The organism is Agrobacterium sp. GW821-FHT14E08 (assembly GCF_058803865.1).
Window position 1 is genome coordinate 320,102 of sequence record NZ_JBXAPJ010000005.1, and the last position, 25,693, is coordinate 345,794.

21 protein-coding genes are annotated in these 25,693 nt (G+C 59.0%); 10 read left to right on the forward strand and 11 right to left on the reverse strand.

Features of this window, described 5'->3' with window-relative positions; all coding sequences use genetic code 11:
* The first annotated feature begins 34 nt into the window (after nucleotides 1-34).
* Entirely contained in the window at nucleotides 35-1,147 is a 1,113-nt protein-coding gene (locus tag AC1ROR_RS19590) for an ABC transporter ATP-binding protein (protein ID WP_498590416.1), read from the forward strand.
* Between the two features lie 152 nt (nucleotides 1,148-1,299).
* On the opposite strand, the gene AC1ROR_RS19595 is transcribed toward AC1ROR_RS19590, so the two are convergent.
* Complete coding sequence (locus AC1ROR_RS19595; RefSeq protein WP_498590417.1) at nucleotides 1,300-1,785, reverse strand: hypothetical protein; 486 nt, start codon at nucleotides 1,783-1,785, stop codon at nucleotides 1,300-1,302.
* Between the two features lie 243 nt (nucleotides 1,786-2,028).
* Between AC1ROR_RS19595 and AC1ROR_RS19600 the strand changes: the two genes are divergently transcribed.
* The 6 genes from AC1ROR_RS19600 to AC1ROR_RS19625 all read left to right on the forward strand — a co-directional run bounded on the left by AC1ROR_RS19600 (nucleotide 2,029) and on the right by AC1ROR_RS19625 (nucleotide 9,255).
* Nucleotides 2,029-2,892, forward strand: a complete 864-nt coding sequence (locus AC1ROR_RS19600) for a MurR/RpiR family transcriptional regulator (protein WP_035221572.1) — start codon at nucleotides 2,029-2,031, stop codon at nucleotides 2,890-2,892.
* Between the two features lie 82 nt (nucleotides 2,893-2,974).
* Nucleotides 2,975-3,757 carry an SDR family oxidoreductase gene (locus tag AC1ROR_RS19605; RefSeq protein ID WP_498590418.1) on the forward strand — a complete coding sequence of 261 codons (783 nt, stop codon included), beginning with the start codon at nucleotides 2,975-2,977 and terminating at the stop codon, nucleotides 3,755-3,757.
* 44 nt (nucleotides 3,758-3,801) lie between these two features.
* The gene (locus AC1ROR_RS19610) at nucleotides 3,802-5,721 is read left to right on the forward strand and encodes a beta-N-acetylhexosaminidase (RefSeq protein WP_498590419.1); all 1,920 of its coding nucleotides are present in this window, start codon (nucleotides 3,802-3,804) and stop codon (nucleotides 5,719-5,721) included.
* Between the two features lie 12 nt (nucleotides 5,722-5,733).
* On the forward strand, nucleotides 5,734-7,167 hold the full coding sequence (locus AC1ROR_RS19615; protein WP_498590420.1) for a M81 family metallopeptidase: 1,434 nt from the start codon (nucleotides 5,734-5,736) through the stop codon (nucleotides 7,165-7,167).
* Between the two features lie 62 nt (nucleotides 7,168-7,229).
* A complete protein-coding gene (locus AC1ROR_RS19620; RefSeq protein WP_498590421.1) occupies nucleotides 7,230-8,435 on the forward strand; it encodes an MFS transporter in 1,206 nt (401 codons plus the stop codon).
* A 79-nt stretch (nucleotides 8,436-8,514) separates the two neighbouring features.
* Nucleotides 8,515-9,255, forward strand: coding sequence for a copper homeostasis protein CutC (locus AC1ROR_RS19625; protein ID WP_498590422.1), 741 nt, complete (start codon nucleotides 8,515-8,517; stop codon nucleotides 9,253-9,255).
* On the opposite strand, the gene AC1ROR_RS19630 is transcribed toward AC1ROR_RS19625, so the two are convergent.
* The 7 genes from AC1ROR_RS19630 to AC1ROR_RS19660 all read right to left on the reverse strand — a co-directional run bounded on the left by AC1ROR_RS19630 (nucleotide 9,221) and on the right by AC1ROR_RS19660 (nucleotide 18,902).
* Nucleotides 9,221-10,372, reverse strand: a complete 1,152-nt coding sequence (locus AC1ROR_RS19630; RefSeq protein WP_498590423.1) for a glycosyltransferase family protein — start codon at nucleotides 10,370-10,372, stop codon at nucleotides 9,221-9,223. The genes AC1ROR_RS19625 and AC1ROR_RS19630 overlap by 35 nt on opposite strands.
* Nucleotides 10,369-11,616 (reverse strand): glycosyltransferase, encoded by a 1,248-nt coding sequence (locus tag AC1ROR_RS19635; protein WP_498590424.1) that lies wholly within the window; start codon nucleotides 11,614-11,616, stop codon nucleotides 10,369-10,371. Before AC1ROR_RS19635 ends, AC1ROR_RS19630 begins: the two co-directional genes overlap by 4 nt.
* A gap of 42 nt (nucleotides 11,617-11,658) precedes the next feature.
* On the reverse strand, nucleotides 11,659-12,867 hold the full coding sequence (locus AC1ROR_RS19640) for a glycosyltransferase family protein (protein ID WP_498590425.1): 1,209 nt from the start codon (nucleotides 12,865-12,867) through the stop codon (nucleotides 11,659-11,661).
* Nucleotides 12,868-12,939: 72 nt separating this feature from the next.
* Complete coding sequence (locus tag AC1ROR_RS19645; RefSeq protein ID WP_003492297.1) at nucleotides 12,940-14,115, reverse strand: ABC transporter permease; 1,176 nt, start codon at nucleotides 14,113-14,115, stop codon at nucleotides 12,940-12,942.
* Nucleotides 14,112-15,110: an ABC transporter permease gene (locus AC1ROR_RS19650; protein WP_003492296.1), complete on the reverse strand. Its 999-nt coding sequence runs from the start codon at nucleotides 15,108-15,110 to the stop codon at nucleotides 14,112-14,114. The genes AC1ROR_RS19645 and AC1ROR_RS19650 overlap by 4 nt, the downstream gene beginning before the upstream one ends.
* A 1-nt stretch (nucleotide 15,111) precedes the next feature.
* Complete coding sequence (locus AC1ROR_RS19655; RefSeq protein WP_035221549.1) at nucleotides 15,112-17,013, reverse strand: ABC transporter substrate-binding protein; 1,902 nt, start codon at nucleotides 17,011-17,013, stop codon at nucleotides 15,112-15,114.
* Entirely contained in the window at nucleotides 17,010-18,902 is a 1,893-nt protein-coding gene (locus AC1ROR_RS19660; protein WP_080836041.1) for an ABC transporter ATP-binding protein, read from the reverse strand. The genes AC1ROR_RS19655 and AC1ROR_RS19660 overlap by 4 nt, the downstream gene beginning before the upstream one ends.
* Before the next feature lie 211 nt (nucleotides 18,903-19,113).
* On the opposite strand from AC1ROR_RS19660, the gene AC1ROR_RS19665 reads away from it, so the two are divergent.
* Nucleotides 19,114-20,076: a glycosyltransferase family 32 protein gene (locus AC1ROR_RS19665; protein WP_498590426.1), complete on the forward strand. Its 963-nt coding sequence runs from the start codon at nucleotides 19,114-19,116 to the stop codon at nucleotides 20,074-20,076.
* Here AC1ROR_RS19665 and AC1ROR_RS19670 read toward each other — a convergent pair.
* Both AC1ROR_RS19670 and AC1ROR_RS19675 read right to left on the reverse strand, forming a co-directional pair.
* Nucleotides 20,068-20,811, reverse strand: coding sequence for a polysaccharide deacetylase family protein (locus AC1ROR_RS19670; protein ID WP_498590427.1), 744 nt, complete (start codon nucleotides 20,809-20,811; stop codon nucleotides 20,068-20,070). The two genes, AC1ROR_RS19665 and AC1ROR_RS19670, sit on opposite strands and share 9 nt — an antisense overlap.
* Nucleotides 20,808-21,905 carry a glycosyltransferase family 4 protein gene (locus AC1ROR_RS19675; RefSeq protein ID WP_498590428.1) on the reverse strand — a complete coding sequence of 366 codons (1,098 nt, stop codon included), beginning with the start codon at nucleotides 21,903-21,905 and terminating at the stop codon, nucleotides 20,808-20,810. Before AC1ROR_RS19675 ends, AC1ROR_RS19670 begins: the two co-directional genes overlap by 4 nt.
* 127 nt (nucleotides 21,906-22,032) lie before the next feature.
* Here AC1ROR_RS19675 and AC1ROR_RS19680 point away from each other — a divergent pair, with 127 nt between their 5' ends.
* On the forward strand, nucleotides 22,033-23,373 hold the full coding sequence (locus AC1ROR_RS19680; protein WP_498590429.1) for a nucleotide sugar dehydrogenase: 1,341 nt from the start codon (nucleotides 22,033-22,035) through the stop codon (nucleotides 23,371-23,373).
* Nucleotides 23,374-23,411: 38 nt separating this feature from the next.
* Nucleotides 23,412-23,894 (forward strand): class I SAM-dependent methyltransferase, encoded by a 483-nt coding sequence (locus tag AC1ROR_RS19685; RefSeq protein ID WP_498590430.1) that lies wholly within the window; start codon nucleotides 23,412-23,414, stop codon nucleotides 23,892-23,894.
* A 36-nt stretch (nucleotides 23,895-23,930) separates the two neighbouring features.
* Here AC1ROR_RS19685 and AC1ROR_RS19690 read toward each other — a convergent pair whose 3' ends face one another.
* A complete protein-coding gene (locus tag AC1ROR_RS19690) occupies nucleotides 23,931-25,625 on the reverse strand; it encodes an adenylate/guanylate cyclase domain-containing protein (protein ID WP_080836031.1) in 1,695 nt (564 codons plus the stop codon).
* Nucleotides 25,626-25,693 lie beyond the last annotated feature (68 nt).

Below are 25,693 nucleotides of genomic sequence, written 5' to 3' on the forward strand. Positions count from 1 at the left end.
GCCTGATGTCGGCTGGTGACGGGAGAGGCAAGTTTTGGGTCAGCTTTATCTCAATAACGTCCGCAAGAACTATGGACATTTCGAAGTCATCAAGGGCGTTCAGCTCGACATCAGGGATGGCGAGTTCGTCGTTTTTGTCGGCCCCTCGGGATGCGGCAAATCCACATTGCTGCGCATGATCGCCGGCCTTGAGGATATTACCGCCGGCGACGTCGTCATTAACGGCGTGAAGGTCAATGAATTGCCGCCGGTCAAACGCGGCATCGCCATGGTCTTCCAGTCCTATGCGCTCTATCCGCATATGACGGTTTTCGAAAACATCGCTTTTCCGCTGCGCGTCGAAAAGATGGAAGAAAGCAAGATCAAGGAGAAGGTCGAGGGGGTTGCCAAGATCCTGCAACTCGACCAGCGCCTGCAGCAGCGCCCCGGCATGTTGTCCGGTGGCCAGCGCCAGCGCGTTGCGATCGGTCGCGCCATTGTTCGCGAGCCGAAGATATTCCTGTTTGACGAGCCGCTTTCCAACCTCGATGCGGCACTTCGGTCCGATATGCGTATCGAGCTCACCAATCTTCACCGGACGCTGCAGGCGACGATGATCTATGTGACGCACGATCAGGTGGAGGCCATGACCATGGCCGACCGCATCGTTGTGCTGAATGCCGGTGAAATCGCCCAGGTCGGGGCGCCGCTGGAGCTTTATCATAAGCCTGCGAACCTCTTCGTTGCCGGGTTTATCGGCAACCCAAAAATGAACTTCCTGAAGGTCATCTGCAAATCCGTCAGCGCCGATGGGGTGACCGTTGAATATGAGGGGCAGACGATCACCGTGCCGGTGGAGCCTCGCGCCGGTCTGGAAGGCAAGCAGCTGACGCTTGGCATCCGTCCGGAACATACCGGTCTTGAAACGGCTGACCTCAATGTGAAGGTTGCACCGAGCGTCATCGAGCGGCTGGGGGTGAACACGATCGCCTATGGCGTTGCCCCAACGGGCGAGAATTATTGCGCGCTGCTTTCCGGTTCCGCGCCGGTTGTCGTCGACGAGCCTATCGTGACCGGCATCAAGGCGTCGGATTGCCATCTGTTTGATGAGAGCGGTATCGCGCTGGAACGGCGCGTCGACCTTTCAGTCCTCAAGCTGATACAATAAAGGGCAGGAACTGGGCCATGAAATCTGTATTGCCATGCCCGGTTTTTCCTGACGCGATCCATTCCCGGCGGTTTTCTTCCGCCTTTTCCGGACGAACAAATAACGCCGGGCTTTCGGCCCGGCGCTCGAATATTTCTCGCAGAAGCGTTGGATCAAGGCATCGGGTTGGGCATGTAGCCGGTGAAACCGCTGATTTTCCAGCGGCCCTCATGCAGCCGGCAATAATAGAGCGTCTGCCATTGCATGACGTCGAAGCTGCCATCGGCCTTGCGAAGCCCGCCATCGAACTTCTTGCGAACCAGCGCGGTTTCACCTTCCACTTCGATTTCTTCCAGTGTGGTGGTCGCGAAGATAGCACCCCGCGGGTCTTCGGCGAATTGCTGGGTTTGGAAATCCTGCGCCTGTCGCAGCCATTCATCGCGATAGGCCACGAGCGACGGGAAGGACAGGCGCCAGTTGTCCGGGTTCGCATCCCGGTTGGCATTGATGCCGAGGAAGCCCTCTTCGACGAAATCACCCGCGACCTTCGACCAGTCGGCGGCGAGGAACGCGTCGATATCCCGCGTCACCAGCATCTCCCATATGGAATGGCGGGCGATGTCAGTTTCGGGAAAGGGGTTTTTGAAGGGATCGCGCATGATCTGGGTCCATTGTTGAAATTATTTTCAGGATTCGGAAATTTCTCTGGCGAATATTGTTGGCATATGCTCATCTCGCAATCAACAGAGAAAATAATTTTCAAATCAAAGGTGTCCGCCGTGTCGTCAACGGGACGAAGCATGATCGATTCATGGGTATGTACAGTTGACGGGCGTCTCGGATTAGAGTGCATCGGTAACGGGGCCAAGCCTTAAGTTTTGGCGGAACGGAGACCGGTGAGCATGGATATTTTCGCAAGGATTCAGGAAGACAAGGGGCAGTTCTCGCAATCGGAGCGGCGGATCGCCGAGATTCTGGTTTCGGACTTCGAATTCGCCGTCAATGCGTCGATAATCGAGCTGGCCGCGCGTGCAGAAGTTTCCCCACCAACGGTGACGCGTTTCTGCCGCCGTCTCGGCTGCCAGAGCTTTTCGGATTTCAAGGTCAGCCTTGCCAAGACCGCCTATGTGGGCATTCGTTACCTTACTTCTGAGCCTACCAGCACCGGCCCGTCGGATGTCGCCGAGGAGGTGCTTGCCAAGGCGCAGGAGGCACTTTTCCTGTTGCACAAGACGCTTGATCCCGCCCTTGCCGGTGAAGCGGCGATCAAGATCGCCAATAGCGGCATGATCTACGCCTTCGGTGCGGGCGGGAACTCTTCGATGATCGCGTCGGAAATCCAGAACCGGCTGTTTCGCCTGGGCCTGCGTGTTTCGACCAGCGCCGACCACAGCATGCAATTGATGATGACCGCTGCCGCCCGGAAGGAAGACGTCATCATCGGCTCCTCCTTTTCAGGCCGCAACATGGAGCTGGTAAAATGCTTCAGGCTGGCACGGGAAATGGGAGTGGCCACCATTGCGCTGACCCAGAGCGACACGCCCGTCGCCATGGCCGCCGATATGGTGGTGGCCGTCAACGTACCTGAGGGAAACAATATCTTCCGCCCGACCTCATCGCGTTACGCCTATCTGGCCGCCGTCGATATTCTGGCGACCCTTGCTGCCTATCACCATCGGCAAAGGTCGATGGTGACCCTGCGTCACATCAAGCAGCAACTCGTGGAACATCGCGATCCGGATGACCGGCAATTGCTGGGTGACTGAAGGCGGGATGGGAAAAGTGTGAGCGGTTTGCCTGAAATTCCGCTGTGGAACTGGTCGGAAAGCTTTAAAGGAGTGGCATGAGATGCAGGACAGGAAAGACCGGGTCGCCGTCGTAACGGGGGCGGCAGGTGACATAGGCCGGGCAATTGCCGTGGCGCTTTCTGAAAGTCACGTAAAGGTGGTGTTGGTTGATATCGATGCCGACGCCCTTTCCAATGCGCTTTCCCTGCTTTCCGGTTCCGCCTTCGTTTCGAAAACCTGTGATGTGACCGATCCGCAGGACCTTGCAAGGCTGGCCCTGGAGGTCGCGGAGCTTGGTGATGTCGCGACCCTGGTCAACAATGCGGGCGCTGCAAGGGCGGTCAGCCTGCACGACACGACCGCCGAGATATGGCGCAAGGACAATGCCCTTAATCTGGAAGCACCGTTTCTCTGCTTCAGGGCTTTCGAAGAGGCGCTGAAGCGGACGCAGGGGTCTGTCATCAATATCACCTCCGTCAACGGCATGTCGGTGTTTGGGCATCCGGCCTATAGCGCCGCGAAGGCGGGACTGATCCATCTGACGAAGCTGATCGCCGTCGAATACGGTAAATTCGGCATCCGTTCCAATGCGGTTGCGCCGGGAACCGTGCGCACGCAGGCGTGGGAGGCGCGGGCGGCGGTCAATCCTCAGGTTTTTGAGGAAGCCAAGCACTGGTATCCATTGCAGCGCATCGTGCGGCCAGAAGATGTGGCCAATGCCGTTGCCTTTCTTGCCGGGCCGCAGGCGGCCGCCATCAGCGGCGTGTGCCTGCCGGTGGACTGCGGGCTGACGGCGGGGCAGGCGCCGCTTGCCCGTACTTTCTCGCAATCCGAACACTACTGACCGAAACCCTCTTCCGGGTTCAATGCGCAATAAAGGGGAGCATTATGGCGCTCGCACATTATCGTCTTGAAAATTCATGGCATCCGCTCGCAGAGTCCGCATCCGGCGGCTTTACGTTCACGCTGGTCAATCTTTCCCGCGAGCCGCTGAAGGACTTTCGCATCGTCTACACATCCCTTACCCGGACGGTGGACAAGCCGGTTTGCGGCAATGCCGTTTATCTGCGCCGCAATGCCAATTTCCACGAATTTGCGCCGCCGCCCGGTTTCGTGCTCGAGGCCGGTAAATCCTGGCGTTTCACCGTCGATGGCTTGCTGAGGCCAGCCCGCCACCGCACGGATGGTGCGAAATCCGCCTATATCAGTCTTGCCGACGGCACGCATCGTGCGGTCGATGTCGGTGACCTGATGCTGGATGGGCGTCACAGCGAGCCGGCACCGGTTCTGCTTCCGGAAGGAAAGCTCGACCTGCCCTTCGCCATCCAGCCCTGGCCTGCTGAAATCGATGCCGAACCGGGCGAGGGCTTTCCCGTCGCGCTTTACCCGGCGGATAATGCGAAGGCTGAGGAAGTGCTCGCGGTGGAAACCGTGCTTTCGCTGTTCCGCAGGCTTTTTGCCGTGGGACATGTGCCTTTCAGCCTTGCGCCGGTTCATGAGGGAAAACCGCTTCGTTTCAAACAGCATAGCGGGCTGGAAGCGGAAGGTTATCGACTGTCTTTCTCGGATGAGGCCGTCGTCGTGGAATATTCGGCCGCTGCCGGTCTGCAATATGGCCTGACGGTTCTGGCGCAATTGCTGCATGGCGCGCGCATCGATCCCAAATTCCGTTTCCCGGCTTCCGGCAGCATCAGCGATGCGCCGCGTTATAGCTGGCGCGGCTGCCATCTGGATGTCTCGCGGCAATTCTATCCGACTGGCGATGTCGTACGGCTTATCGATATCCTCGCATGGCTGCGCATGAACCGGTTCCATTGGCACTTGACGGATGACGAGGCGTGGCGGCTTGAAATCAAGGCCTATCCGCTTCTGACCACAGTCGGCGCAACACGCGGACCGGATGGGCCGCTCCTGCCGCAGCTCGGCAACGGCGCCGAACCGGTGTCCGGTTATTACAGCCAGGAGGATGTGCGCAAGGTCGTTGCTCATGCGGCGGCTTTGAACGTCGAAATCGTTCCGGAGGTCGATATACCCGGCCACAGCACGGCGGCTCTCGTCGCCTATCCGGATCTGACGGATGGGCAGGAAGCGCCGGACAGCTACCGTTCGGTGCAGGGCTATCCCAACAATGCGCTCAACCCGGCCATCGAGCCGACCTATGAGTTCCTCGGCAAGATATTCGACGAGATGGTGGAGTTGTTCCCCTCGCGGCTGATCCACATCGGAGGCGACGAGGTCGCGGATGGCTCCTGGCTTGCCTCGCCGCTTGCCAAAACGTTGATGGAAAAGGAAGGGCTCGACGGTACCTTCGGCATCCAGTCCTATTTCATGAAGCGCATCCAGGGGATGCTGCATGAGCGTGGCCGCCAGCTTGCCGGCTGGGACGAAGTTTCACACGGTGGCGGTGTCGATCCGGCGGGAACATTGCTGATGGCCTGGCAGAAGCCGGAAGTTGGCCTTGAGCTTGCAAAGCAGGGTTATGACGTGGTGATGACGCCGGGACAGGCCTATTATCTCGACATGGTGCAGGATGAGGCCTGGCAGGAGCCCGGTGCAAGCTGGGCCGGCACCGTTCCGCCTTCGCACACCTATGCCTATGAGGCGGTTGGCGATTTTCCAGAGGAATTGAAGGAGCGGATGAAGGGCGTTCAGGCCTGCATCTGGTCTGAACATTTCCTCAACCGCGCCTATTTCAACCATCTGGTTTTCCCAAGATTGCCGGCCATCGCTGAGGCGGCATGGACGCCGAAAGCGCAGAAAGACTGGCTGAGGTTTTCCGCCATCGTTCCCCTCAATCCGGTTTATTGAGGAGAAGGCGTGATGCGTATTGCCGTTGGTGGTATTCATACCGAATGCAGCACCTACTCGCCGGTGCTGATGCGCCAGGAGGATTTTCGTGTTTTTCGCGGCGCGGAGCTGCTGGAAGCCGAATATTTCAACTTTCTCGGCGGGAGCGGGGCGGAAGTATTGCCGCTTCTGCATGCGCGGGCGGTGCCGGGCGGCCCCGTGTCGCGTGTGGCTTATGAGGCGTTCAAGGCGGAGTTTCTCGAACGCTTGAAGGTATCGTTGCCGCTTGACGGGCTTTATCTCGCCATGCACGGCGCGATGAATGTCGAAGGCATGGACGATGCGGAGGGGGACTGGATTTCCAGCGCCCGCGCCGTGGTCGGGCCGGATGTGATTATTTCTGCGAGCTACGACCTGCACGGCAATGTCAGCCAGACGATCATCGATCAGCTCGATATTTTCGCCGGCTACCGAACTGCGCCGCATATCGATGTGCGCGAGACGATGGTGCGGGCGTGGACAATGCTGCTCAAGGCGCTGAAAACGGGCGAGAAGCCCGGTGTGGCCTGGGCGAAAATCCCCGTTCTGCTGCCGGGTGAAAAGACATCCACGGAAGATGAACCCACAAAAAGCCTCTATGCCGTTCTGCCGGATCATGATGCACGGCCCGGCATATGGGATACGAATTTCATGATCGGCTACGTCTGGGCCGACGAACCAAGGGCGACGTCCTGTGCGGTGGTGACGGGGACGGACAGGGAGGCCGCGCAGGCGGTTGCCAGTGAGATCGCGCAATCCTACTGGAATGCCCGGCAGGATTTCCGTTTCGGGCCGGTGACCCAGCCGCTCGACGCCATTCTCGATATTGCGGCAAAAACGACCACAGGTCCGATCATTCTCGCGGATTCGGGCGACAATCCGACCGGTGGCGGGGTGGGCGATCGCGCCGATGTTCTGGCGGCGCTGATTGCGCGCAACTGGCAGGGCGCGTTGCTGGGCGGCATCACCGACGGGCCAGCGGTCGAAGCCTGTTTTGCCGCGGGCGAGGGTGCGACGCTTTCCCTGAAGATTGGCGGCAGTCTCGATCCCGAGAGCCCATCCGTCGCCGTCGAAGCCAGGGTCCTGAAACTGGACGATCCATGTGCTACGGATCAGCGGCAGGCGGTGGTCGGCATCGGTGGCATTACCGTCATTCTGGCCGCAAGGCGCAGGCCCTATCACATGATTTCGGATTTCACCCGTCTGGGCTTCGATCCGAAGACGGTGAGGCTGCTGGTCGTCAAGTCAGGTTATCTTTCGCCGGAGCTCGCGCCGATCGCCAATCCCAATCTGATGGCGCTGACGGAGGGGGTTATCAATCAGGATATCGAAAATCTTCCCAATCGCCGCCGGGACGGCGATTTTTACCCATGGAAGCCGCATTTCGACTATATCCCGAAACCCATCCTTTCTGCCCGCTGGCGATGACGGCGGTTCGATAGGTTTTATCAAGCGATCCGGCGATGCCGGATCATCTCAGGCGAATATCCATGCCGTCGGCTCTTTCCATCGTTATCAATAATCCGTCGATCCGCATCGGGGCGCTCGCTATTCTGTTTTTCGGGTTTTCGAATGCAGCCACCGCTCCCTATCAGGCGGTTATCGGCATTCGCGAAATCGGGCTCAGCAACACCGTCTATTCCCTGCTGATGCTGTTTGCCGCCGTCATCAATGTCAGCGCCAGCGTGCTGATGGGCATCGTCGCCGACAGGCTGGGCGAATATCGCAAGCCCATGCTGTTCATCGCGCTCTTCGGCGTCAGCGGTTATATGCTGGTCTATCTGGTCGGCAACGCTACGGCTTTCGTGAGCGCCAAGCTCGTTCTTCTGCCGATCTTCGGGGCGATGAATTCGCTGATTTTCGCGCATGTGCGTGCCGATGCCCGCAATCTTTCCACGGGCGACATGATTGCCGTGAATTCGATCATGCGGGCGACGATCTCTCTCTCCTGGGTATTGGTGCCGGGCATCGTCGGTATCTTTCTGGTGAATTCCGGCAATATGCTGCTGGCTTTCCTCTTCTCGGGTACTTGTGCGCTTATCTGCTTTCTGCTGGTGGCCTTTTGCCTGCCGCGTGCCGCCACGCCGGCGACCGTGAACACCGAGGCGCGGTTCGGTTTCCGCGCTTCGCTTGCGGAAGTCGGGTCGCGGCGGGTGCTGCTGCGGATCATCGCCATAGCCCTGATCTGCTCGATGCTGCATCTCAATGATTCCATACGTTCGCTGATCATAACGGGTCAGGCGCAGGGCACGGTTGCGGATATCGGCATCGTGGCGGGCATCGTCGCGGCGCTGGAAATCGTTTTCATTCTCCTGTGGGGCTGGATCGAGAAAAAGGTGCCGCAAACGCTGACGCTGGCGGCGGGAGCGGTGCTTTATGCCATTTATCTCATCCTGCAGGGGCTCGCTTCCGCGCCATGGCACATTTACGCACAAACCGTCATCAGCGCGCTGGGTGCTGCGGCCATCATCAGTATCCCGATTACCTATCTGCAGGAACTGATCGCGGATCGGCCGGGGCTTGGAAGCTCGCTGATCGCCGTCAATATCTTCCTTGGTGCCGGTCTGGGTGCGCTGATTTTCGCCCTCGGCACATTTGTCACAAGCTATTCGGGAACCTCCATACTGGGAGCAGTTGTGGGTCTCGGCGGTGTTTACATGCTCTATGCGCTTGATGGGACGGGTCGCCGCAGGTAGAGCGTCGGGCCGAAAAGTGTGGGCGGCTTTCGGATAACCCGGTGCGTGAACAGAGCACGTTCGAATGAAAGAGGTTACGATGATTCTCGAGATTTGCGTGGACGATGTGGCCGGGCTGGAAGCGGCGGTCAGGGGCGGTGCCGATCGTATCGAGCTCTGCGCGGCATTGTCCGGTGGCGGCGTCACACCGTCTGCGGGTTTCATGCAGCGAGCGGCGGCCTATGGATTGCCGGTCAGCGTGATGATCAGACCGCGCGCCGGTGATTTCGTGTTCACGCGTGACGAAGCCGATGTGATGAAACGCGATATTGATGCGGCGCGTGCTGCGGGGCTTTCCGGCGTGGTGCTCGGCGCATCGCTTGGCGACGGATCGCTTGATATTCCACTGCTCGAGGAATTGCGCCGCCACGCCGATGGGCTGGATTTGACGCTGCACCGGGCGATTGATGTCGTTCCCGACATGGATGAGGCTTTGGAGGCCGCCATCGCGCTGGGTTTCCCGAGAATTCTGACCTCCGGCGGCGCGCGTTCGGCGCTTGAGGGCATGGAGACGCTGGCGCGATTATCCGAGAGGGCCGCTGGCCGGATCGTCATCATGCCAGGTGCGGGCGTGCGTCCGCAGATCGTGCAGACATTGCTGGACCGCTTTCCGATCACGGAAATCCACGCATCCTGTTCCGCCGTTCCGTTTTATGATCCGGAAAGCAAGGTGGCGAAGCTCGGTTTTACCGGCGATGGGCGCAAGGGAACGGACGAAGCGGCGGTTCGCGAGTTAAAGGCGATCCTCACCGCTCATCAAAAAGGCGGCGCAAAGCTCTAGCCGTTCCGGCAGCGCCGTCGAGATCGAGTTTGATCTTATCCGGGGCCGGCAGAGCCAATGCGGCCCTGATGGCATCGGCCATGGATCGCGCAGAGATATCTTTCTCCTCCAGAACCTGCGCCAGTCCCAGCCGCGCCAGTCGTTCGGCGCGGGCGCTCTGTTCCGTTTCGCCACCCGCAGCGAAGGGGATCAGGAGCGAACGGCATTTTGCCTGAAGAATATCGCAAACGGTGTTGTAACCGGCCTGTGAAACCGAAAGCCGCGCGCCGGCAAGAAGGCTTGCGAAGTCTTTGCGGAAGCGAAAGACGGATACATTGTCCGCCGCCTCAGCCGAGATCGCATCGAAATCCGCTTGAGGCATATTGGGGCCGGTGACGAGGCACCAGCTTTTGATGCCGTCCAGCAGCGGTGCGGCCTCAAGTGCCGCTCGCACGAGCGTTGCTCCCACCGCGCCACCGCCTGCGGAAACGACGATATCGAATTTCTCCGCCGGTTCGGGGGGCGGCAGCGGTGCAACAAGGCCCGTATAGATGATGCGCTGGCTGATTTCGCCGGCAAGGGGAAAGGTATCCTCCAGTCGCACAAATTCCGGATCGCCATGGACCAGCACCGCGTCGAAATGTTTCTTCACCAGCGACACGGTTTCTTCGTCCCGTCCCGGTTTGGTTTTTTCCTGCAGAATGTCACGCAGCGACGTCATGACGAGCGGGCGCGGTTCGCTATCCTCAATCTCGTCCAGAAGCGGTAGCAATTCGAAACGCACCTGCCTGCGGCCGAAGGGGAAAGCCTCGATGATGACGATGTCCGGTTTTGCGCCATGGTAAGCGCCGATCAGCATGTCTGTTCGAAGCTTTTTGAAGTCGTCATCCACCGGTTTGCCGGAACTGTCGACAAGGCCGGAAAAGCTGCCGTCGCTGACGGCGATCGGCGGCAATTCGACGTGACGGATACCATCGCCCGGAAAGCCCGGAACCGGAGTGCCGCCCGTCACCAGAACGACATCGAAACCATCCGCCTGCAGGGCATTGGCAATGCGACTGGCGCGGGCGATATGGCCGATGCCCAGAAGATGCTGGACATAAAAGAAGACTGAAGGACGCTTTTCCGTATCACTCATGGCGTCTTTTCCCACTCGGTTTCGAACAGGGCCTTCAGTTCGGCAATGCTGGTGCGATGATCGAAAGCGGTTCGAACGCGGTTTTCGGCGGCAGCACCCAGACGCTGGCGCAATTGCGGATCGGTGATGGCCGCACGCAGTGCTTCGGCGAATGCGACCGGATTTTCCGGATCGGTCAGCAGTCCGTTTTCACCGTCGACGAAGAATTCCGGAATGCCTGAGATTTTGGTGGAAATGCAGGTCAGCGCCTGGCTCGCGGCCTCAACCAGCACATTGGGAAGGCCATCACGATCGCCATCGCTGGTAATACGGCAGGCAAGGGCGAAGAGATCCGCCTCCCGGTAATTCTCCAGCACCTGCTTCTGGTCCATGGCCCCGGTCCAGACGATCCGGTCGGCGAGGCCAAGCTCGTCTGCGAGTTTCTTCAGCGCGACCAGTTCATCACCGCCGCCAATATGGGTGAAACGCCAATGGATATCCTGCGGGAGTGAAGCCAGCGCGCGCAGGAGAATATCGATGCCCTTTTTCTTGACCGCCCGGCCGACGCTTAAAATCCTGACCGGGTCACCGGCATCTGAACCGTCTCTCTCCGGGCGCGGCGTGTCGAAATGCGGGAAGCGGGTGAGATCGAGGCCATGATAACTCAGATGCACATTCTGCCTGGCTCCGGAAAGGGTCTGCAGATGCTGGAAACCGCCGGCAGTGCAGGTCACGGCCCAGCGGGCGCTTTGCAGCTTGGCGGCAAGGTCACGGTCGTTTGAGGTCCAGATGTCCTTCGCGTGCGCCGAAATCGTCCAGGGTGTGCCAGTGATGAGATGGGTATAGGCGGCGACCGAGGCGGGTGTGTGGATGAAATGGACATGCAGCCATTCGGCATCCGCCGGCCATTCATGCGAAAGGACGGCGGCCTGCCCGAAACGGCGGAACCGATTGCGGCTGAGATCATGCGGCAGATCGCTGAAAAAGCGGCGGAGCGCCTTGGTGAAGCCCGGCTTTTTGCGGCACGCCCACAATGCCTTTAGAACGCGCAGCGGTTCTTCATGCAGATATTCCGGCAGGTAGGTGACGGGTGCGCGAATTTCATCATGAACGGGGTGGCGTTTTTTATCCGTCGGCCGGCGCATGGACATGAGTTCGAGTTGCAGCCCGGCTTTCTCCAGCCCCAGAAGTTCCTGGGCGATGAAAGTCTCCGACAGGCGCGGATAGCCCTTGAGGAGCACCACGATTTTTTTTGTATCGGTCACGTTGCGCGTGTCTCTTTTAAAGTGGTGGTTATCGGGAGCAGGTCACGCGGTCAGCGGGATTGGCGCCTTTTCGCCCTCGGGCGGCAGCCACTCGGCGATCCTTTTCGATATGTTTTCCAGACCGTCGAGTTTCAGTTCCCGCGAATTGACGGAGGGCGGTGCACGGTTCGGCAGCGCTTTGAGAGCCGCCGCCATCTTGGCGGGGTTCTCGGCATCTTCCGGCAGAAGCATGTCGAAAAGACCGAGTTCGGACGCGCGGCTGGCGCGGATAAGCTGTTCTTCCCGCGGCACCGTGCGCGGCACGACAAGGGCGGGCTTGTCGAAGGATAATATCTCGCAGACGGTATTATAGCCGCCCATCGACACGACGGCCTGCGCGCCGGCGACGAGATCTTCCATGCGATTGTCGAATTCGATGATCTCTATATGCGGAATATCGGCAACGCTGCTCAGGAAGCGCTGGCGCTGATCGGCCGGCATATAGGGGCCGAGCACCACAAGCGCCTTGTGCGTCAGTTCGCTGTCATGGCGGTAGGCGTTGATGACGTCGTCGATCAATTCACTGCCATCGCCGCCGCCGCCGGTGGTGATGAGAAGATAGTCCCCCTCCGGACGGTGCGCCACGGTTTCCGCCTGCGTTTTCGAGCGCTGCAGGAAGCCGACGAAATCCATCTTGTCGCGCACGGTCTCGGGAACATCCAGTCCCGTCAACGGGTCGTGGAAATCCGGCGGGCCATAGACCCAGACATGGTCATAAAACTGGCCGATCTTGGTCATGACGTTATTGCGCTTCCACTCCGCTTCAAGCAGTTGCGGCGCATCCATGACATCGCGCAGGCCGATGACGAGCTTGGTTCCCTGACCCTTGAGATAGGCAAGCGTTTCCTCCACCTCACCGCGAAGGCCCATGGGCTCCTTGTCGACGATGAAGATATCCGGCTGAAAGCTTTCGGCGGTATGATAGATGATGGAACGGCGCATCTTCAGCGTTTCCTGAAGATCGATATGCCTGTCCATGGAGGTATATTCGCCATTGCGCAGCTTGATGACGCTCGGGATTTTCACGAAATCCACGCGGGCGCGATAATCGAAGGCGCCGGCAATCGTCGCGCCGGAAATGATGAGAACGTTGAGGCCGCGATAATCCTCCACCAGCGCATGTGCAATCGTGCGACACCGCCGCAGATGCCCGAGGCCGAAGGAATCGTGGCTATACATGAGGATACGCGCGTCGTTCAAACGGGAGGTCAAAGGCCACACCTCTTTTTGCCTTTCAGAAAAAAGGCGATGGCGGAAGAGCAGTTTATCAAAGGGTGTTCCATTTTATCTGAAGGGATCCGCAGCATCACGTAGTCCGTCACCGAAGAAATTAAAGGCCAGAATGACGAGAACGACCGGGATCGTCGGTAGCAGAAGCCACGGATATAGCGCAATGACGCTGACGCTGCGCGCCTCCGTGAGCAGAATTCCCCAACTTGTGATCGGTGGCCTGAGGCCGAGACCGAGGAAGCTCAGTGCGGTTTCGCCAAGAATCATGCCCGGTATCGTCAGCGTGGCCGAGGCGATGAGGTGCGACATGAAGCCGGGAATAAGGTGCCTGCCAATGATGCGCGGCGTGCCTGCACCCATCAATTGCGCAGCCAAAACATAGTCTTCCTCGCGAAGCGCCAGCAATTTAGAGCGCACGGCGCGCGCCAGTCCCGTCCAGTCCAACATGCCAAGAATGATGGTGATGCCGAGATAAACGAGGATAGGGCTCCAGGTCACGGGCATGATCGCCGCAAGCGCCAGCCACAGCGGAATGCTTGGGATGGATTGCAGGACCTCGATGATGCGCTGAACGATCAGATCGAAGGTGCCGCCGCGATAGCCAGCTAAACCGCCGATCACAATGCCGAGAACAAAGCTCATGGCGACGCCAAGAAGGCCGATGGTTAGCGAGATGCGTGCGCCATAGATGATGCGCGACAGCACGTCGCGTCCCAGCCGGTCGGTGCCGAGCAGGAACATTTCGCCGCCTTCGGCGGGGCATACAAGGTGGGTTCTGCCTTCGAACATGCCCCAGAAACGGTAGGTATCGCCCTTGCAGAAGAAGCGCAGCGGCTGGATATCCGTCGGTACATCGCGGTAGACGCGCCTCAGATTGTCCATGTCGAGCGTCATTTCCCGGCCATAGACAAAGGGGCCGACAAATTTGCCGTCATTGAAGAGATGAATAGCCTGCGGCGGAGCGTAGATATGCTCGATATTGCGGGTGTGGAGATTATACGGCGCCAGGAACTCGCTGATCAGGATCGAGAGATAAAGCACCACCAGAAAAGCGCCGGACCACACCGCGATCTTGTGCTGGCGGAACTGCCACCACATGAGCCGCAACTGCGACGCCTTGCTGAAGGCCGCCATTCCGGACGTGTTGGGTTCGATGAGCGACGGGTCGAATGGCGCCGTCGAGACGTAGTGGGGCAGCGCTTCGCCTGAGTTCGGGATGGATGAAGTCATTTGACGTTACCACCTCCAAAGCGAATTCTCGGGTCCAGTATGGCAAGGGCGATATCCGAGACCAGAACGCCGATCACCGTCAGGAAAGCAAGGAACATCAGGAACGAACCGGCCAGATACATGTCCTGGCTCTGCAAAGCCCTGATGAGCATCGGACCGGTGGTTTCGAGCGACAGCACGACGGCGGTAATTTCCGCGCCGGAAATAATGGCAGGCAGGATCGAGCCGATGTCCGAAATGAAGAAATTCAACGCCATGCGCAGGGGATATTTGATCAGCACCTTGAAGGGGTGAAGTCCCTTGGCGCGCGCCGTTACGACATATTGCTTCTGCAATTCGTCCAGGAGGTTGGCACGCAGGCGGCGGATCATGCCGGCCGTGCCTGCCGTTCCGATAATGAGGACGGGTATCCAGATATGTTCGAGGATCGATTTAAACTTCGCCCAGCTCATTGCCTGGTTCAGATATTCCCGGTCCATCAGATGGCCGATGGAGATGCCGAACCAGATATTGGCAAAATACATCAGGATCAGCGCCAGCATGAAATTGGGGATGGCGATGCCGAGCAGGCCGAGGAAGGTGAGCCCGTAATCACCCCAGCTGTATTTATGCGTGGCGGAATAGATGCCGATCGGGAAGGCGAGGAGCCATGTGACGATGATGGTGACGAAGGATACAAGCACCGTCAGCCACAGGCGGTCTCCTACCACGTCGCTGACGGGCAGCTGATATTCGAAGGAATAACCGAAATCGCCGACCAGCATGCCGGTCGCCCAGCGGAAGTAGCGGATCGGTGCCGGCTGATCGAAGCCATAGCGGGTACGCAGCTCCTCGATTTCGGCAAGGTTCGCCGTCTCGCCCATGGCGCGCAGTTCGGCGACATAACTTTCGAAATAATCGCCCGGCGGCAGTTCGATGATGGTGAAAACCAGCATCGAGATCAGAATCAGCGTGGGGATCATGACGAGGATGCGCTTCAAAATATACCGCAGCATATCAGGCGTCTCCGTCGTACCAGAAGGCATCCGGCAGGTAGACGCCGAGATACGATGTGGGTTCGTAACCGAAAAGCGCCTTTTCCGGCACATTTCGCATGCGTTTGACATGGACGACGGGCTGAAGCGCGCCGTTGACGATGCCGATGGAAAAGACCTGCTGTGTATATATTCCCAGCATCTCCAGCCAGATGGCTTCGCGTTCTTCCTCGGTGACGCTTCGGCGCCATTTCTTCAGGAGATCGAGCAGATGCGCCGCCTCCGGCAGATCGGGTTCCTTGCCTTCACGTCCACCGGACAGATAATGGATGCCCCAGACCGGCCATTGCAACTGGTCGTCGCCGGTGGGGGCAAGGCCGGATGGCAGCATATCCGGGGTCGGTACGCCATTGTCCATGCCCATCCATACCGACATCAGCACCTCGCCGCCCATGGCGCGCTTGCGGAAGACATCGCGCTGGGTGGGGCGGACGGAAACCGCAATACCGATATGCCGCCAGTGATCCGTCACCAGTTCCATCACGTCGGTCTCGAGCGTGCTTTCGCCTGTTGTCTCGACGATGATATAGGCCGGGCGTCCATCCGGCAGGAGCCTTATGCCGGCGTTGTCCCGCTTGTCGAGACCCACTTCATCGAGCAGCCTGTTGGCTGCCGCACGGTCGAAGGCGCTCCAGGCTTCGGCGAATTCGGGTCGGTAAAGCGGGCTTTCCGGCAGAACCGTGTCGGCGCTTTCCTTCGCCAGCCCGTAAAAGCAGACCATGTTGATTTCATGCCGGTTGATCGCGAGCGACAAGGCCCGGCGCACGCGCACATCCTGGAAATAGCCACGCCAGACAGGATCGGCGCAGTTCAGATTGGGCAGAAGCGCGATGCGTGAGCCCTGGGAGCGCTTGTAGAGGTTCACCTTCAGGGGAAAGCGCTTTTCGGCATCTTTCAGAAAGGTGTAATCGGCGAAGTCGAGGCCGAAATATTGTAGGTCGCTGTCGCCTGACGCGGTCTTCGCCGAGATGATATCGGACGAGGTGACGTTCAGCAGGAACCGGTCGAGATAGGGCAGCTGCAGGCCGTTTTCGTCGACGCGGTGATAATAGGGATTGCGTTCGAACACGAATTGTTCGGCCGGCGGCGAAGTCGTGTTTCGCCATGCGTCGAGCGTCGGCAAAGCGGGATTTTCCGGCCGGACCTGTCGCGACATTTTGATATGCAGCCCGCTCCAGTCATCCGCCTTGTTCTTCTTGATGAGCTTGGCGAGATTTTCCGCCGTCTGATATTTGACGTGGAACTGCTTCATATAAGCGGCGGGGAGGAACAGCCGCGCCGGCGAGGCGGCCGCGAGCTTCGCCAGAAAATCCGGGTTGGGGCCTTCCCAGGTATAACGCACGGTGAACCGATCGATGACCTCGATCAGGGGCGGCTTATTGTTGACCAGAAGTTCGATCGGCGGACCGCCCTTGTGGATTTCCTTGTTGAGGGCGACATCCTCCCAGAAATAACGGAAATCCTCGGAGGTTAAATCGCTGCCATCGGACCATTTGTGGCCCTCGCGCAGCTTGAAGGTGAAGATTCGCTCTTCCTCGACATCGTAGCTTTCCAGAATGTCCGGGTGCAGCTCGAATTTTTCGTCATAACCGACAAGGCGGGCATAGTTGCTGATCGGCATAAGCCTGATATCGCGCTGGCCGCCAATCAGCATCCGCACGGAGCCACCGTGTTTTCCAGGCTCGCGGCCAAGCGCTTTCATATCGATGACGCGCGGGTTCTTCGGTAGACGTTCCGCCACATCCGGCAATTCGCCCTTCTCCCGCTTTTCCTTGAAGTAGTCGGGATCGGTATAGGCGGCGCGTGCATAGGCCGGCAAAAAGACGGATGCAAGCAGGGCAAGGGTGGTGCGGCGCGTGATCAAGGGCGAAGCTCCCGGATGTCGGCATTGCCGTTGGCAAGAACGAAATGGCCTTCGCCCAGATCGGCGGAGATCATCGCACCATCACCCTCGTCGCGGAATTGCCTGCCCCAGTCGAACTTGCCCGTCGCGCTGATCTTGCCGATGGTGCGGAAATCGAGTGGACGATCGAGATCGGGAAAGGGCACAGCCGCCAGCAGCGATTTGGTATAGGGATGTACGGGGGAGCGCATCAGGACTTCCCGTGGTGCCAGCTCGACGATGCGGCCCTCGCACATCACCGCCACGCGGTCGGCCATATAATCCACGACCGCCAGATTGTGCGAGATGAAGAGGTAAGTGAGGCCGAGGTCCTTTTGCAAATCCTTGAGCAGGTTGAGAATTTGCGCCTGCACGGAGACATCGAGGGCGGAAACGGGTTCATCACAGATCAGCAATTCAGGACCGAGCGCCAGCGCTCTCGCAATGCCAATGCGCTGCCTCTGGCCGCCGGAGAAACTGTGCGGGTAGCGGTTCAGGGCGCTTTCGCCAAGACCGATGGCCTTCAGGAGATTGCGGACTTTCTCCGCGCGATATTTCGCGTCGCCGCGTCCATGGATTTCAAGCGGTTCACTCAGGATGTTGCCCACGGTCATGCGCGGAGAAAGCGACGAGATCGGGTCCTGAAAGACCATCTGTATCTTTGAGCGCAATTCCTTGAGATCGCCGTCCCTGGCATTGAGGACGTCGATATCGCCCTGCGGCCGGTGGAAGGTTACAGAGCCTTCGTCGGGGCGGACGGCGCGCATGAGGATCTTGCTGACGGTGGTTTTGCCGCTGCCGCTTTCTCCAACCAGCCCAAGGCATTCTCCCCGGCGGATTTCAAAACTGACGCTGTTGACCGCCTTGGTGGCGTGTGCGTCGCCTTTGCGGAACCAGCTGGATTTGCGGGTGGTGAAGGTCTTGCTGATGTTGTCCACGGTCAGAAGCGGGCCGGGCGTCTTGTTCACCGCGGCGGTTTTTTTGCCGACAAGGCTTTCATGATCAACCGTGATTTCGCGCAGCGCCTTCAGTCTCTCGCCGGGCTTCATATCGAAATGCGGCACGGCGGCCATCAGGCCCTTGAGGTAGGGATGGCCCGGCGACTTGAAGATGTCGTCGACGGTGCCCGCTTCCATGATCTCGCCCTGATAGATCACGGCAACCTCATCGGCGATGTTCGCCACCACGCCGAGATCGTGGGTGATGAGCAGCATGCTCATGTTCAGCCGGCTCTGCAGATCGCGCAGGAGCTTGAGGATCTGCGCCTGTATGGTCACATCAAGCGCCGTCGTCGGTTCGTCAGCGATCAGAAGGGCCGGGCGACAGATCAGCGCCATGGCGATCATGGCGCGCTGGCGCATGCCGCCCGATAATTCGAAGGGATACATGTTCACGACCTTCTTCGGGTTGGAAAACCCTACAAGATCGAGCGTTTCATGCATTTTTTCCGCGCGCTCGGCAGGCGACAGGATGCTGTGGATTCGCAGCGCCTCGTCGATCTGGTTGCCGATGGTGTGCAGCGGTGAAAAAGATGTCATCGGCTCCTGAAAAATAAGCCCGATGCGATTTCCGCGGATGGCCCGTATTTCCCGGCCGTCCTTCGGCAGTTGCAGCAGATTGACGGGGCCGGCGGCGGTATTTTGGGGATCGGTGAAGAGCACGCGGCCATTCACGCGCGCCGTCTTGGGATGGATGCCCATGATCGTCTGGCCGATGACGGATTTTCCGGAGCCGGACTCTCCGACCAGCGCGGTTACTTTTCCCGGAAGAATGCGAAGGCTGGCGCCCCTCACGGCATCAATCGTACCACCCATAAGAGAAAACGAGACCCGCAGGTTTTCAATACGGAGCAAATCTGCGCCTGCGCTCATGCCAAAGGGTTCCTTGCCGTCTCTTTATCGTTGCCTTGTGACAACTTGCTCAGGAGGGCTTAAATTCACGTTATCGCAGGGTTTGTTGTCTGTCTATGCTTCTGAAACATCGAATTGTTTAGCAAATTCAAAGCCGGCTTCTGAAACCTGACGGCTTGCGCGACGGCTTCTGTTTGACGATATGTTAACGAGCGTTTCCGGGTGAGGATCCATGTCCGACAAGAAATATTACGATGCCCAGCTGGACAGAGCCCGGCAGTTGCAAAATGAAGGGCAATATGCGGAAGCGAATGCGCTTCTCTTATCGCTGGTTGCAGTAAAAGACGGGCATCTCATGGGCGAGGAAACGGTGCTCGGCCTGCCGCGTCGGCTGCACGCGGCGCGGCTGCGTCTCGCCAAGGCTGAAGGCGATGTGGTCGCGAAAATCGGCTATCAATATACGCTGGTTCCACCACCGCGGGCGCTGGCAAAATATGCACAATTTTCTCCGGAAGAACGCCGCACGATCAACCTGAAAAACAGGGAGGAGGTGCCGAGGCTCGTTCACCAGATATGGATCGGGGAAAAAGCCCCGCCGGTATCGGTTGAAGCCTGGGCTTCCCATGCCGCCTCACACGGTTACGAGTATCGCCTCTGGCGCGAGGCCGATCTTGAGCGGGAAGGCGTGCTTGCAAACGACGTCTTCAGAACGATGTTGGATCAGGGCGATTATCCGGGCGCGGTGGATGTGGCCCGTTACATTCTGCTGGAACGTTTCGGCGGCATCTATCTCGATTGTGACTGGTATCCGGCCAAGGACGATCTGAGTTTCGACGCTTTCCTGCCCTTGACGGGGCTGACGGCGTTCGATGAAAAAACGCCGCGTGATACCGGGCAGGGCAGCATGCTTCTCGCCAATTCCTTCATCGCCGCCCCGGCCGGCCATCCCGTCTTTCGAAGAATGCTGGAGGCTTTTCCCGGGATCATCGCCAATATGCCGCGCGCGCCGGCTTGGTGGTCGACGGGCCCGCTGATCTTCACCGTCATCGCCCGGGCGGGAAGCATCAGCCTTGCGCCTGCATCCTTTGTTGCCGCCTCTCTTCCCGATCGTGCGCCGTTTGAGGCGGTGGAGGCACTCAGGCGCGAACAAGCTGCCGGGGTGGACGGATTGCTGATTGCCTGGAAGTCATGGTGAGATTTCGTTGACGAGGTCTGCCGAGGAACGCCAGCGGGCGGCGGGATGGTTGGCGGTTACCTCGAAAAGCCGTCTCAGGAAGCGCCAGACATTGTCGTCATGAACGAGATGATGGGTGAGGATGCCTGTGGAGCCGCCATGGTCCGCAGCCCAGAGCATACGGGTGGCGGTTTCGGCGAAAAGACTGTCGTCTTCGCGGCCGCCACGGCTGCCGTGCCAGTCTATCACGTCGACATGGGTGTTCAGGCAGGGCGGGACGGTGTTTTTCTCCGGGCCAAAAACGGACAATGCATGATAGCCGAGGCCGGTCAGTCCCGCCACGACACCGGCGTCGATACGGTTCCACGGCGGCACCAGCATCGGTACCAGGCGCTCGCCATGCAGGTCGTGCAGTTTTTCCAGCCCGGATTGCAACTCGTCGAGAACGATGGACAGATCGCGGTGCAATCCGAGTTCCCGTTTCTTTTCTTTCTCACCGGCATAATTGGTGTGCGACCAGCCATGGACGGCGACATGGGCGATGTCGGTTTTGTCCAGATATTGCGCGAGCCTGCCCGTCGTCATCTCGGGTATGACCGCAAGGGTGACTGGAACGGAAAAGCTGCTGCAAAGAGCGAGCAGCGTGTCGAGCGCCGGCGTCGGCTCCACCGCGTCGTCATCTCTCAGCCAGAGATCGGCGGTTATGCCGCGCTGCGCGCATTCGTCCAGTGCTGTTACGAGTTTTTCCAGACTCATGATGTTCGTGCCTTTGCTCGCAACAGAATATGGTTCAGCTCTTTCGCGGCGTTTTGCAGAGACCGTTCATCCTTGACGAATTGCCGGGCCGCCTTTGCCAGTTCTTCACGCCGCCTGTCATTGCCGAGCAGGGTTTCAATTGCACCGGCATAGGCGGCTGTATCATTTTCCGGTGTCAGTAATCCGGTGATGCCGGATTTTACCACTTCGGGAACGCCTGCCACCTCTTCGGCCACCACGGGCAGCCCGGCGGCCTGTGCTTCGAGATAGGCAAGACCATAGGCCTCGCCATGCCCCGGCCAGACATAAAGGGATGCGCGGGACAGAAGAGCAGCGATCTCGGCTGCGGTTTTTTCCCCGTGCCAGACGAGGCGGTTTCCGGGAAAAGAGCCGAACATGGCTTGAACGGTCGCACGTTCCGGCCCGTCGCCGACGATATCCAATGTCCAGTCCAGGTCTTGCGGCAGGAGCGCAAGTGCCTGGGAAAGCGCGCGATAGCTGCCAAGCTTGTCGCCCGCCCGCATCATGGCGACGGTGATCAGCCTTGCCGGCGTCGGGCGAGGCTCGTTTTCGAGAAAGGCGCTGGCGTCGATAAAGGGCTGCAAGGTCGCATGGCGGATGGCGGGAGAGGCACGCAGAAGCCCATCGCGATCCCGCGCGGTGAAGCAGATATTGACCGCGGCGGCCGTGAATGAGGCCAGCAGGTCGTCTTGAACTGTCTGCCAGCCCATGCCGTTGCGCTTGGGTGAATAGGAGGCCTCGGCGGTGACATAGGGAATATCGAAACGCCTGCTCAATTCCGGCCCGAGCAGATCCGGGGCCTTGTAGTAGGGATGGTAGCAAAACCAGAGGTCCGGCACGCCCTGTCGCCGCCAAAGCTCTGTAATTGTTTCGGTCTCGTGTTCGGCGGCATTGGTGAGAGAGGCCCGCGCCGGATCATCCGCCTGTTTCAGAAAGCTGCGCAACTCGGAGGCGACGGAAACCTCATGGCCGCCCATGGTCATCGCCGTCATCAGCAGACGGGCCATCAGCCGATCACCGGAGGGAACGGGATGGTTGGGCGATTTGAGCGGCGAATAAAAGGCGATCTTCATGCCGATGGTTGTGCGTTGGTCGCGGCTGCGGCGTCAACCGGAATTTGAAAGGGCGCAGTCTTGACAGCCCGGCCATTCTTGCCCAACTGAAAGGCATCTTTTGCACATGCGCGGAGCGTGACACGCTTTGACTTCCCCAGACATTTCCCAAAACCTGCTTTCCAGCATCGAAAACAAAAGCGCCAAAGCGGGCGTGATCGGCCTTGGTTATGTTGGTCTGCCGCTTGCCATGACGATCGCCAGGGCCGGTTTCAAGGTTGTCGGTTTCGATATAGACCCCGGTAAAATTACCGCGATCGAGGTGGGCCGCAGCTATATCGAGGCTGTCTCGGATGAGGTGCTTTCAGGCGTCAGGCGTGATGACGGCTTTGTTGCCACCTGCGATTTTTCCAGACTGGCAGAATGTGATGTGATCGCCATCTGCGTGCCGACGCCCTTGACGAAATATCGCGAGCCGGACCTTTCCTATGTCGAAAAGACCTGCCGGGATATTGCCGCGCATCTTCGCAAGGGGCAGCTCGTCGTTCTGGAATCGACCACCTATCCCGGCACGACCGACGGGGTGGTAAAGACCATTCTGGAAAGCACCGGGCTTGTCTCCGGCGTCGATTTCTTCATCGGCTTCTCGCCGGAGCGGGAAGATCCCGGCAATCGCGATTTCGAGACCTCGACCATTCCAAAAGTTGTTGCCGGCGATGGCGAGGCTGCCGGAAAACTGATGGCCGCCTTCTACGGTGCGGTGGTGAAGAAGATCGTTCCGGTCTCGACAAACGCCACGGCCGAGGCTGTGAAGATCACCGAAAACGTCTTCCGTGCGGTCAATATCGCGCTCGTCAATGAACTCAAGGTCGTCTACGAGGCCATGGGCATCGACATATGGGAGGTGATCGACGCGGCGAAAACCAAGCCTTTCGGTTTCATGCCGTTTTATCCCGGCCCGGGCCTTGGCGGCCATTGCATACCGATCGACCCTTTCTACCTCACCTGGAAATCGCGGGAATATGAGTTACCGACGCGGTTCATCGAGCTTGCCGGCGAAATCAACACCGGCATGCCGCGCCATGTCATCGGGCGCGTCGCGGAAGCGCTCGACATTCATTCCGGCAAAGCGCTGAGCCGCTCCCGTGTGCTGGTCGTCGGTCTCGCCTACAAGAAGAATGTGCCCGATATTCGCGAAAGCCCCTCGCTGAAACTCATCGAGCTCATCCAGGAGCGCGGCGGTGAAGCGGCCTATTTCGATCCTCATGTGGCGGAAATCCCCAAAACCCGGGAATATAGCCACTTGATGGGCATGAAATCCGTCGTATGGGACAAGCAGACGATCGGCACCTTCGATGCCGTTCTCGTGGCGACCGATCACGATAATGTGGACTACGCCGCTCTCTGCGAATGGGCACCGCTGATCATCGACACGCGAAATGTCTTTGCGCGCCGGGAAATAGCCGCAAAACACATCATCAAGGCCTGATCGGCTTCATCAGGCATTTCCAGCAAAATGGACAGACTATGAGCAGATTGGACAGTTTCATTCGCCGGTTGACCGCGCAGCGGGATATACTCAACCATGTCGAGGCCGATCTCGATCTCCCGAATGACGGCGCGATTATGGAAATCGGGCTTGGAAACGGGCGCACGTTCAATCATTTGCGGGAACTGTTTCCGGAACGCCGTATCGTCGCCTTTGACAGGGCCATGGGCGCACATGCCTCGTCCGTCCCGTCGGAAGAAGATCTCGTAATCGGCGAAATATCGCAAACCGCTCCCGCTTTCATTGGCGCCGAAGCGGCTCTGGTGCATGCCGATATCGGTACCGGCTACGCTGAGAAGGATGCGATCACCTTGACGTGGCTGCCTGATCTTGCCGCGGCTATGCTGGCGAAAGGCGGCGTGGCGGTCAGTGGTCTGCCACTGGATCATTCCATGCTGAAGCCGCTGCCGGTGCCGGAAAGCGTGCCGACCGACCGCTATTTTCTCTATCGCAGGATTTGAGGCCGCGCCGCCCGGCAGCAAGCGCACCCGATTGTCCTATAGATAGCGCTCGCTCTCTTCCTTCGACAGCAGGAAGACCCTCATTTGTGAGTTTCGCCCGCGAATGGCGATTTTCTCGCTTCGCAGATCGGCAATCTCCTGTCCCGCCTGGAGGATGGCGGGCTCGGAAACGACAATGGCGGCGCCAAATTCCTTGGCCTTGGACTCCAGCCTGCTTGCCACGTTCACGGTGTCGCCGATGGCCGTCAGGGTTTTGGCGGCGCCATAGCCCATGACGCCGACGATGGTCGGGCCGGCATGGATGCCGACCACCACATCCAGCCGGACGGCAAACTGCTTTTCCAGACCCTCGTTCAGGATCGAAAGTTCCCGCAGGATGATCGCGGCCGCCTTCATGGCATTGCGGCAGGCATTTTCCGCGTTATCGCCAAGTCCGAAGAGCGCCATGGCACCGTCGCCGATAAATTTGTCGAGATGGCCGCCAGCCTGTTCGACGGCCTGACCGACGATGGTGAAGTAGCGGTTCAGGAGAAATACGACGTCATAGGGCAGCTTGGCTTCAGAAAGCGTGGTGAAATTGCGCAGATCGCAAAAGAGGATAGCGATCTCCTCTTCCGTGCCGGGTCGGGCGGGTTGGGCATCCGGCGGCAGGTCGCTTTGCTGCGGCGGCGATACGAGAAGCGCCACCCCAAGATCGTGGGTGGGCCGCAGCTGACAGCCGAGGCGCACATCCGAATCAGCGTGGATACGTCTCAACGTGGTTTGCTCGATATCTCCGGGAGGTGGAAGCGGGCCCTTGCTGCCGACAACTCTGACACGGCAGGTCGAGCAGCGTCCTTTGCCGCCGCAGACGGAATAATGCGGGATGCCCGCAAGGCGGCTGGCTTCCAGAATGCTGAGCCCGGCCGGCACGCGCGCCTGTGCGCCATGTTCGTAGCGGATTTCTATGGCCGTCAGCCGTTGCCGGAAGCTGCGCACACCGCGCAGCACGAATACCAGCATCACCGCGCCGGCGAACAGGGTCTCCGTCGCGCCGGTGATGAAGCGGATCCGCGTCTCCATTTCCCGTTGCAGCGGCAGTTCGTCTTTCTGAATGGTATTGTCGGTCAGCCCGGGAGGAAGGGCGTATTTTTCATCGATCTCCGCCAGCCAGCGACCGGCATCGCTAAAGCCCAGGAGTGCCAGAAGCGGCAGCATCACCGCTACCGTCATGAACAGCCCGGCGATGCGTGGATACCAGTCCCGGTATCGCAGCCAGAAATAGAGGCCGATGCATCCGTGAACCCAGATCACGATCAGTGCGAGGCTTTGCCACATGCCCTGTATCGGGTTGTTGATCCATAGCCGGCGGATGACCGAGTAGTAGCCGACATCAATGCCATAAAGCATATGCGATACACGGATATTGACGGCATGGCCGATAATAAGAAATGGAATGGACAGGCCGAATATGACCTGGAGCGCTTCACGAAGCGGCATGCGCAGGGTTCGACGCTGATAAAGCGAACGCAGAACAAGACAGACATGCACCACAACCGAGCCATAAAAAAGCAGGCTGCTGACGGGATTGAGCCAGATCAGGCTGAACCATTTTCGCGCCCGCTCGGCGGTATCGATGGAGATGAGTGCAAGGGAATGGTTGAAAAGATGGGAAAAGACGAAAGCAAATATGATGAGGCCGGATAAAATCCGGGCGCGTCTCAAATTGGTCTCCGAAAAGAAACGGATCATGCAAATCCCATCAGATGGTCATTCGGCGTAGAATCATCATGTAATATGTGGTGGCAATCCCCTTAGTG